We start from the raw sequence: 9,733 nt of genomic DNA, 5'->3' as shown, positions 1-9,733 counted from the left end.
CTCATAAATAGGTCCTAAATAATAATCGTTTTGTGCCCAGTTAATTAAAGTGATATCGCTTTCAAACGAGCCTTCTTTAAACAAAGAACGGTCAATAATGCGCCTGTAAGTCCAGAAGGGCATGGGTTCTTTCCCATCGGGGATGAAGATGATTTCTTTGTCCTGATCCTTGTCATGAATGTCTCCCATTTTCCAGCCGAACAGCGGGAAGCGTGAATGCGCAGGAATGAAGCTTCGCCAAAAGTCATACTGCTCTGGTTTCTCAATCGTATAATCTGCATTCTCCATGTGATCTAAAGCAAAAACATACGTAAAGGATTGCATATCAAGGGAATCGGCCTGTTCGAGCGCATGCGGTTCTCCTGTTTCAGCTTTTGCTTCAGCTCCTGATACATACTCTGCACCGGCAAGAGGAAGAAGGTCGCCGCATTCGGTCGCGTCCAAATAGTAGGAGCCATGCAGCTTCTTCATTTCACCTGAGGTGATATGTTTGATAAGGACAGATTCAATCAAGTCTTCGTTTGTTTCAGAGGACTCTAAATGATAGCCGAGTAGAATAGTTATTTTTCCACTACTGATATGAGGAGCAAGCATAGTCTCAAGCACATGAAGCGCGGCTTTTGGTTCATGGCAAAGTCGGCTGACCCAGCCGTTTCCTGGGTTTAGGCGATCATTATTTTTGGCGTCTTCTACTAAGGGATAGTTTTCCTTGTAATAACGGCGAATACGGTTGCGAAACTCACGATATGTACGGGTACAGCCGAAGCTTTCAATCCAAGGATGCTCGTCGGGAGGAACGGCTTGACTAGTCAACTGCCCGCCAATCCAATCTGTTTCTTCCGTAACAATCACCTTCATGCCTAACTTAGCTGAGGATAGTGCAGCCATGCATCCACCAAGCCCTCCGCCAAGTATAATGATGTCAGCCGTAATCGATTGTTGTTCCATTCGAGTCCCGCCCTTCTAGAATTGAATGAAAATTTGCTATATCGTAACACGAGATAGAGATTATATCCACCAATTATGATATTATTAAAAAAAATATCTTTTTCAAAATTCTGGCAGTCCATGAAGCCAATATCCGAACATTATTTTAATTTGTGAAAGTCAATTGAAGGAAAGAGGAGGGATTCTATTGCMTCAAGATATCAGTATGCAATGGGTTACGAGTCTTTGTATTCATTATGATATTGGAGTGCCTCTCATTCAGCCAAGTCCAGTCACTGGCGGTTTGCTTCATCACATGTGGAAGCTCAGCACAATAGAAGGCCAATTCGCCTTGAAAATATTAAACCCTGAAATTATGTCAAGAGCAGGTGTCTTGTCCAATTATTTGCTCTCGGAGCGTATTGCAGCAGCCGCAGCAAGTGCAGGTATACCTGCCGTCTTAGCAAAGACGGTTAATAATGACATCATTACTCAGGTTTCTGGTGTGGATGTTATGCTATTTAATTGGATTGATGGGACTGTCATTACTCCTGCTGATTGCCGCAGGGAACACGCGAGTATAATTGGAGCTTTGCTTCATAAAATCCACAACTTAAAATTCGAGGAGCAACATAGCCCACTCTGGACTTCCTTCGGGCAGGACTACTTAAGGGAATTGATAGATGATGGACTTAGGACAGCGACGCCATGGGCACAGCAGATTGATGCTGGATTCAATGACTTGTTAGAATGGAATCATCAGTATCAGCAAGCCAGCCAGATGTTGAACGATAGCCAGTGCTTCAGCCATCGCGATTTAAATCCGAAAAACGTCGTTTGGAAGGACGGTCTTCATCCGCATATTATTGACTGGGAAGCAGCTGGTTCAACAAATCCAACAATGGAGCTGCTTGATGCTGCCTTAAGCTGGAGCGGGATTGATACGGGTCACGTCAATAAAGAGATTTTTATGACGATGCTAGGCTCATATCAAAAGGCCGGTGGGACAAAGCTAACGCATGTGAAGGAAGCTTTCTACGGCAGAATGGGCAGCATGCTCGAATGGCTGGAGTACAATATGAGACGTTCGCTGCACAAAGATATTTTCGGTGAGCCGGAGCAGCAGCTTGGCAATGAGCAGGTGCTGTTGACCTTCTCGTCCTTAAAGGAAATGTCAGCAAATATTGATGAGTGGATGGAATGGATAGAGGAGAGGGATCAGAATGAAACCAGCAATCAATAAAAAAATTATCGTCATTGCCCACCGAGGTGCGGCCGGGTATGCACCCGAGAATACGATGGCGTCCTTTCAGCTTGCGATTGAGATGAAGGCTGATTTCTTGGAACTGGATATTCAGCTTACGAAGGATKGGCAGCTTGTTGTTATTCATGATACAGAGGTTGATCGTACGAGTAATGGCAGAGGCAAGGTGCTGGACTTTACGATGGCTCAGCTGAGTGAACTGGACGCAGGAAGCTGGTTTAATGCGAAATTTGAAGGTGAACGAATTCCAACACTATCAGAGGTATTCGACTTATGCAAAGGGAAAATCGGTATCTTAATCGAGATTAAGGCGCCTTGGCTATATCCGGGGATAGAGCAGAAGTTAGCCGAAGAGCTGCGTGCTCACGGCATGCTGGATGAAGATCCTGCTTCTATTATTGTTCAATCTTTTGATCAGAGCTCTGTGAAGCGATTTAGTGCTATTATGTCCCAGGTTTTAGTTGGTTTGCTTGTTTATCAGTCTGAAGATGTAACGGCAGAGAAGCTTCAAGAAACAGCTGTGTATGCGGATTATGTGAACCCGAGCTTGAATCTCGTTACAAAAAGTTTCGTAGATACCATTCATGCATTAGGCAAAAAAACGACGCCTTGGACGGTTCGTTCGGCAGCGGAAGTGCCGCCATTGCTCGATCTTAACGTTGATGGCATTATTACCGATTATCCTGATTATGTGAAGTGATAGGGATTGATCAGGATGTTTTGAGGGTATTACCTTTATTGTAAGCCATGAGTAGATCATTTAACTATTTAGATAAGTACACTATGAAGCGAGCTGATACGATGAAGATGGCAGGTCAAAAAATTAACCAATCCAATACGCTTTTGTTGATTTCGAGTATATATACTTCCTTGACCAAAGCGGAAAAAAAAGTAGCCGACTATGTGAAATCAAATCCCGAGGAAGCGGTTATGGCGACGGTAACCGATTTATCTGAGCAGGCGGGGGTAGGCGAAACGTCCGTTATTCGGTTTTGCCGCAAGTTAGGCTTCCGCGGTTATCAAGAGTTTAAGCTTTCTATTGCGCAGGATTTGGTCAACCGTCCGTCGTACTCGACCGTTGAAATAGAAGAAGAAGACAGCACGCTGACGAAGGCAAGAAAGATTACGCTTCGCAACGAAATGATGCTGAAAAATACGCTTGATCTAATCAATCCGGCGGATTTGGAGAAAGCAGTCCATCGGATGCTCGCAGCGGACAAAATTTATATTTTTGGAGTAGGATCATCCGGTATTACAGCGCTTGATCTTCATTATAGGCTGATGCGAATTGGAATGAATGTGGAGGCGCATAGGGATTCCCATATAATCGCCATGTCTGCATCGCTTGTGAAGAAAGGGGAAGTGGTGTTTGGCATATCAACCTCGGGGAGCACGAGGGATCTGGTAGATCCGCTGCGACAAGCGAGAGCTAATGGAGCTGAGGTCATTTGTTTGACAAGCCATATGCGTTCTCCGATAACAGCACATGCCGACACCATTTTATTGGTGCCCTCACGTGAGATGCCTACCGAAGGCGGATCTTGGTCTACAAAAATTACTCAGGTACATCTATTGGATATTTTGTGCAATTTGTTGTCTCATAAGAAAAATAATGCTACAGAAGCTTTGGAGAAGACGGCTCGCTCCGTCGTAGACAAGCTGTATTAATGGATAGGGCACTCTTTCGATCATATCGCAAAGCCCATCAAAAATAGGGCTGTCTCAAAAGCGTTTAGCTTCTGAAGGAATTGCTCACATGAAAAATAGCCGTACAGGAGAGCTATTCCTGTACGGCTATTTTTCTATTCTGGTCTGTATTTGTTTGCTTCATCAGATCGTGGAAAAGCGAAAGCCACCTGACCTCTAGACTAACCTTAGGCAAGCAGCAGAGCAGAAAACGCCGAAATCCCCGGTTATTCTTGATCTGCCCGATTATACTTTCGGGTTCAATCATTCGTCTTACCGACAACGTATATCCTTACACTTTTCCTTTGTTTTAATGCTATTTTGAGAAGTCTCCAACTCCAATTTCCGCGATCTATGTCCAGCTATCCTGCAAAATTGCAGGAACTTCGCCCATGTTTAGCTGTGTTGGAGATCTATGTTGTATTTTTGCAATAACTTGCTATATGATCTGCCATTTTAGTACTTTAAGAGCGCTTATATTGTAGGAAATACAGTATAGCTGCACGTAAGTGTGAGAAAGAAGCCGCTATCCTGCGAATATGCAATATAGAAAATAATGAAGGACAATGTAGAAGTGCAGAGTTGCCGAATTAGAAAAGGGGATATCCCAAAAGGGTAAACCTGAGAGAGAGAATCTCATAGGATGTGCAAAAGAACCTTCAAAACCACTATGAAAGTGAATCTGAAGGTTCTTTTTTGCCAGCATATTACGTGAAAAGTGGGGGCTGAATGATTCGGAAATTGCTTTAGGGTCAGCCCCCTTTTCTTTGATGGGTCTCTATGAAGATAAAGAGCGTTTATTGCCCTGCTTCGTCCTGCTTCTCCGCTGCGAAAGATTGGATGCTTTCTTTGCGGCGCTCGTTTTTAGCTTCAATCGATCGCTGCTGATCCGAAGATAATTCATCAGCAAATTCATTTAAGTACTGTTCAGCTTCTTGCAAATTTTCTTTTGTGTTGTTAATATGCTGCTGCAAATGAGCGGCATTATCTTCTCTGTTGTCTGGTTTAGCCATTTGTAATCCTCCTCTCTGTACAATAGTCCTAGTTAAGATGTCCGACAAGCACCGAAATTATGCCAATAGAGAGCGCTGGCAGCTAATGTTTAAATTTTCTGACAATATAGAATAAAGGCATATTTTTTTAATATATAAATTAATAGTGGAGAAAAAATCCATTGTATGATAGCTTAAAAAAGGATTCAGCCAGAAAAGGACGAACCYTTTAAAATACGATTTTTCCAAACGGTTTTAAAGCAGATTTTCGAATAAAAGAATTTTCTTTCAGAAAAAATAAAATTATTGAAAAATTCCTCCAGTGATGATATGTTGTAAACAGGAAAGATCATCACTTTCTGGAAGGATTTATAGCATCTCATTATTGGTGGACTACCATGACAATCACATAAAAAGTAAGCCGAAACCTTCCAAGTAAGTGGGGCATGAAGGCATCGATGCGGGGTTGGAACTTGAACTGATAACAGGGAGGGATGACCAAACAGCAGTTGATCGCAGCAAATGTAGAGTAAGCATGAGCTCTTGCATTTCATCCATTGGAGGGGTAAAGCTATGCGGAAAATAAAATTATTTGCAATGGTTTTATTGGCGGTTACGCTCGTTTTTGTATCGGCATGCAGCAAGGGCACCAATAACGGAAGTGAGAAAGCTACGAACAAGCCTACGAATGATACGACTGCCGAAACGGCTACACCGACAGAAGCTCCGCCTGTAGAGCCGGTTATCGACATGAACGGCGAGACGTTAAAAATTATTCACTGGGTCGACGGACCGTCAGAGGATACGCCGGAAGGTGCAGCAACACTGGAGAAGTGGCGGGCTGCCGAGAAGAAATATAATGTGAAGATCGTGTGGGAGAAGGTGCCTTGGGGCGAAAACATAAAAATGGTTACAAACGCCGCGCTCTCTGGTGAGTCGGCAGCCGATATCGTACCTTTGGATTACTATTTTGCAGTGCCGGCCATCAATCAAGGATTGTTTATGCCGGTGGATGATTTCTTCAATTTTGATGATCCCAAATGGCCTGCAGGCTTGAAGCAGCACGGTGCGGTCAATGGCAAAATGTACGGCTTTACCTCCAATATCAACAACGCCTCTGGTCTCTACTACAATAAAACATTATTTGAGCGCGAAGGTCTTCCAGATCCGCATGATTTGATCGCTCAAGACAAATGGACATGGGACGCTTTCCTAGACATCGCCAAAAAAGCGACAAAAGATACGAACGGCGACGGTGTAATCGACCAATGGGGCGTCACCAATATCGTCGGAAATCTATCACGCATCTTGATTCACTCCAACAACTCCTCCTTTATTACACTCAAAGACGGCAAAAACGTCTTCAACTATGACGATCCAAACCTACTAGAAGCACTACGATTTTTTAGTGATCTATTTAACGTGCATAAAGTCGTCGCTCCTAACAAAAACGAGAATTTCGAGGATTACAATGAGTCGCAARCGTTATTCAACTCCGGTAAAGCCGCAATGGTGACTGGTGAAGTATGGGAAGGCGCAACAAGAACAACAATGACCGATGAGCAAGGTTTTGTTTATTTCCCCAAAGGTCCAAAAGCAACAACATGGCAAGGCAGCATTGAAAACTACGTGCAGTTCTATATCCCTGCCATCGTCAAGAGAGCAAAAGAGAAAGCTTATATTTGGGAACAAATTCAAATGTGGGATCGCGTAGAGCCGATTAACCGCGAGGAAGCGGAGAAGCAGCTGCTTGCTGATGAAAGCGATATTGAAGTGATGCTCGATTCTCTCAAATATGCACAGCCTATTTTTCTGCCGCTAGGCGGAGCTTTAAGCGATATTTCCTATTCAATTGCCAATCGCGGCGAGTCGCCAGAGACGGTGCTTGAGCGAAATAAACAAATTGCGCAGGATGCGATTGATAAGGATTTGAATACACAAACAACAACAAAGGCAGCACAATAAAGGATGAGACTAGATTGATGAAACAGCATCGCAGGGAATCCCCATAAGGGATTCCCATCCTTTTATATGGACGACCATTTAAAGAGGAATGAGGGGTTAGCATGCTGAAGGTAACCAGGAAAACAAAGAGAGTAGTTGGCGCACTGCTGGCTCTGGTCCTATGCCTGACAATCGTCTCCATTTATCCTGCGAGCCGCTCCTCAGGCAGCGATCACATACTGGAGTCTACTCATGCGGCATCAGCCTTATTGGAGAAGAAATTAGCAAACCTTCCTTCAGCAGGAAATCGCTATGAAGAGTATGCAGCTGAGTATGCAAATGTGCCGCATCCATCGATCAATCAAACAATTGAAGCCGAATCCTTTGCTGCGATTGAGGGTATGAATGCTGAAAAATTTGAAGTTTACGACGGTGCCGAGACGCCAGTCGTTGAAACGGAAGATTCAGGTGTGATTCATTGGGATGTTGTTGTGCCAGAAGACGGATTATATCATATGGCTTTGCGCTATTTTCCGGTGGAAGGCAACACTTCACCCATTGAGAGAGAGCTGCGTATCGACGGTGAAGTTCCTTTTGAAGAAGCATCCAGACTTGTTTTCTCACGGGTATGGCGCAATGAGCTGGCCGAGCTAGAGCAGGATGCCAAGCAAAATGATTTGCGGCCGAGACAAGTTGAAAGCCCGCAGTGGCAGGAGAGAGTATTGCGTGATGCGGAAGGTTATTATCGTGAGCCGTTCTCCTTTTATCTATCCAAAGGCCAACATCGAATTTCACTCGTTTCTCTAAGAGAACCGATGATTATAGACTATTTGAAGCTTTACCAGCAAGAAGAAATTCCTCCCTATGAGAAAGTAGCACAAGGGTATCAAGAGCAAGGCTATAGTGCGACGAATGGCTTGTTTATTAAGCTTCAAGGCGAGGACGCCGCGTTCAAATCGAATCCCTCATTGTATCCGCTGAATGATCGCTCCAGTCCTGGCACGGAACCCTATCATGTATCAAAAATTAGAATGAATACAATCGGAGGCGTCAACTGGAAAATTCCCGGACAGTGGATTTCGTGGAACCTTGATATTCCAGAAGACGGGCTTTATGAATTTGGCCTTAGATACAAGCAAAATACGGTCAGAGGCGTCAACGTAGTTAGAGAGCTTTCCATCGACGGGAAAATTCCGTTCAAGGAGGCGGAAGCTATCCCTTTCCGTTATGACGGTGCATGGCAGATTGGAATGCCTGGCGAGGATGGCAAGCCGTACTTATTTTATTTGACCAAGGGGAAGCATGAAATCAAGCTGGAGCTGACGATGGGCGACCTCGCTGAAATTATTCGAATGGTGCGTTCCAGCATCCAGCAGCTCAACGCATTGTATCTTAAAATCATCATGATCACTTCGGCTTCGCCAGACCCTCTGCGTGATTATGAGCTGGAGAAAAAAATTCCTGAGCTGCAAAAGGTGTTTAAGGAACAGAGCGAGTTTCTTACCGCCGCAGCAGATCGGATGGATGAGCTGGTTGGCGGCACGAGCGCCAGCACGACGATCTTAAGAACAACCTCCTATCAATTGAAGGATATTGGAAGCCGTACCGAGACGTTGACCTCACGGCTCAAAGGCTTCAAGGATAATGTGACCGCCCTCGGCACTTGGCTGCTTACCGTAAATCAACAGCCGCTTGAAATCGATTATTTGTTTTTCAAATCGCAGGACGTACCTGTGCCGAAGGTCAGTACTGGAATCATCGGGAAGTCTGTACATGAAGTGATGTCCTTTGCCAGATCGTTTTCCGAAGATTACAGCCACATCAGCAACGTCAAGCAAGGAGACAAGGAAGTAACCGTGTGGATTGCAGCAGGAAGAGATCAGGCTCAGCTGCTTCGGTCTATGATTGACAACACCTTTACGCCGCAAACCGGCATTTCAGTTAATTTACAGCTCGTGAATCCAGCAGTCGTTCTGCCGGCAACGCTAGCCGGGAAAGGCCCGGATATCGCGCTGACCCAAGGCGATGTAATTAACTTTGCGATGCGGAACGCACTTCAGGATTTATCCAGCTTCCCGGAATTTGCACAGGTTAAGGACCGGTTTATGGATAGCGCTTTCGCAAGCTTTAAGTATCAGGACGGCGTGTTTGCTCTACCAGAAACACAATCGTTCCCAATGCTATTCTATCGCAAAGATATTTTGGAAGAGCTGCGTTTGGACGTGCCGCAAACATGGGAAGATATGTACCGTATCATCCCCGAGCTCCAGAAGCACAACATGGATTTGGCGCTGCCGCAAAATATCGTGTTTGAATCGATGCTCTATCAAAATGGCGGCCAATATTACCAAAAAGATGGGATTGCAACGGATCTTGATTCGGCCATTGGCATAGAATCGTTCCAAAAGTGGACGGAGCTGTATACCAACTATAAGCTGCCAATTGAATTTGATTTCATTAACCGTTTCCGCACAGGTGAGATGCCAATTGGTATTGCGGATTATACCACGTTCAATTTCTTGACGATTTTTGCCCCGGAAATTAGAGGCCAGTGGAGTTTTGTCGCGGTCCCGGGCACGAAGAGCGAGGCGGGAACGGTTCGCCACGACACACTTAGCTCAGCTACAGGCACAGTGATGTTCAAAGACGCCAAAAATAAAGAGGCAGGCTGGGCGTTTATGAAATGGTGGACGGACACGGAGGCACAGGTCACGTTTGGGCGTGAGATGGAAGCGATATTAGGGGAATCGGCGCGATATGCAGCTGCGAATTTAGAAGCTTTGCAGCGTCTTCCATGGTCAGCAAAGGAAATGAATCAGCTGGTTGAGGAGCTGAACTGGGTCGTCGGCAGACCTGCTGTCCCAGGCGGTTATTCACTCGATCGGCACATCTATAATGCCTTTTACGAGGTGTACACCGA

Annotated in this window: 7 protein-coding genes and 1 pseudogene; 5 read left to right on the top strand and 3 right to left on the bottom strand. The window is 45.0% G+C overall.

The features are described 5' to 3' along the window. On the bottom strand, positions 1-948 hold a 948-nt coding region (locus tag AC1DSE_RS23055; protein ID WP_477528246.1), incomplete at its 3' end, for an FAD-dependent oxidoreductase. A 187-nt stretch (positions 949-1,135) separates the two neighbouring features. On the opposite strand from AC1DSE_RS23055, the gene AC1DSE_RS23050 reads away from it, so the two are divergent. From AC1DSE_RS23050 to AC1DSE_RS23040, 3 genes are all read left to right on the top strand, one after another. Beyond that, positions 1,136-2,170 carry a phosphotransferase gene (locus AC1DSE_RS23050; RefSeq protein ID WP_477528245.1) on the top strand — a complete coding sequence of 345 codons (1,035 nt, stop codon included), beginning with the start codon at positions 1,136-1,138 and terminating at the stop codon, positions 2,168-2,170. Continuing rightward, on the top strand, positions 2,151-2,891 hold the full coding sequence (locus AC1DSE_RS23045) for a glycerophosphodiester phosphodiesterase (protein WP_477528244.1): 741 nt from the start codon (positions 2,151-2,153) through the stop codon (positions 2,889-2,891). Before AC1DSE_RS23050 ends, AC1DSE_RS23045 begins: the two co-directional genes overlap by 20 nt. A 101-nt stretch (positions 2,892-2,992) precedes the next feature. Then, positions 2,993-3,859 carry a MurR/RpiR family transcriptional regulator gene (locus AC1DSE_RS23040; protein ID WP_430063153.1) on the top strand — a complete coding sequence of 289 codons (867 nt, stop codon included), beginning with the start codon at positions 2,993-2,995 and terminating at the stop codon, positions 3,857-3,859. A 112-nt stretch (positions 3,860-3,971) separates the two neighbouring features. Here the strand turns inward: AC1DSE_RS23040 and AC1DSE_RS23035 are convergent. After that, positions 3,972-4,169 (bottom strand): annotated as a pseudogene (locus AC1DSE_RS23035) (transposase); the annotation flags it as partial. 505 nt (positions 4,170-4,674) lie between these two features. Beyond that, positions 4,675-4,890, bottom strand: coding sequence for a small acid-soluble spore protein Tlp (gene tlp, locus AC1DSE_RS23030; RefSeq protein WP_477511185.1), 216 nt, complete (start codon positions 4,888-4,890; stop codon positions 4,675-4,677). Positions 4,891-5,442: 552 nt separating this feature from the next. Here tlp and AC1DSE_RS23025 point away from each other — a divergent pair. Beyond that, entirely contained in the window at positions 5,443-6,834 is a 1,392-nt protein-coding gene (locus tag AC1DSE_RS23025; RefSeq protein ID WP_477528243.1) for an ABC transporter substrate-binding protein, read from the top strand. Between the two features lie 101 nt (positions 6,835-6,935). Next, on the top strand, positions 6,936-9,733 hold a 2,798-nt coding region (locus tag AC1DSE_RS23020), incomplete at its 3' end, for an extracellular solute-binding protein (protein WP_477528242.1).

It is taken from the genome of Paenibacillus sp. 01L418 (assembly GCF_056400045.1).
Note: the sequence above shows the minus strand (reverse complement) of the source record. Positions and strands in the feature narration are given on the sequence as shown.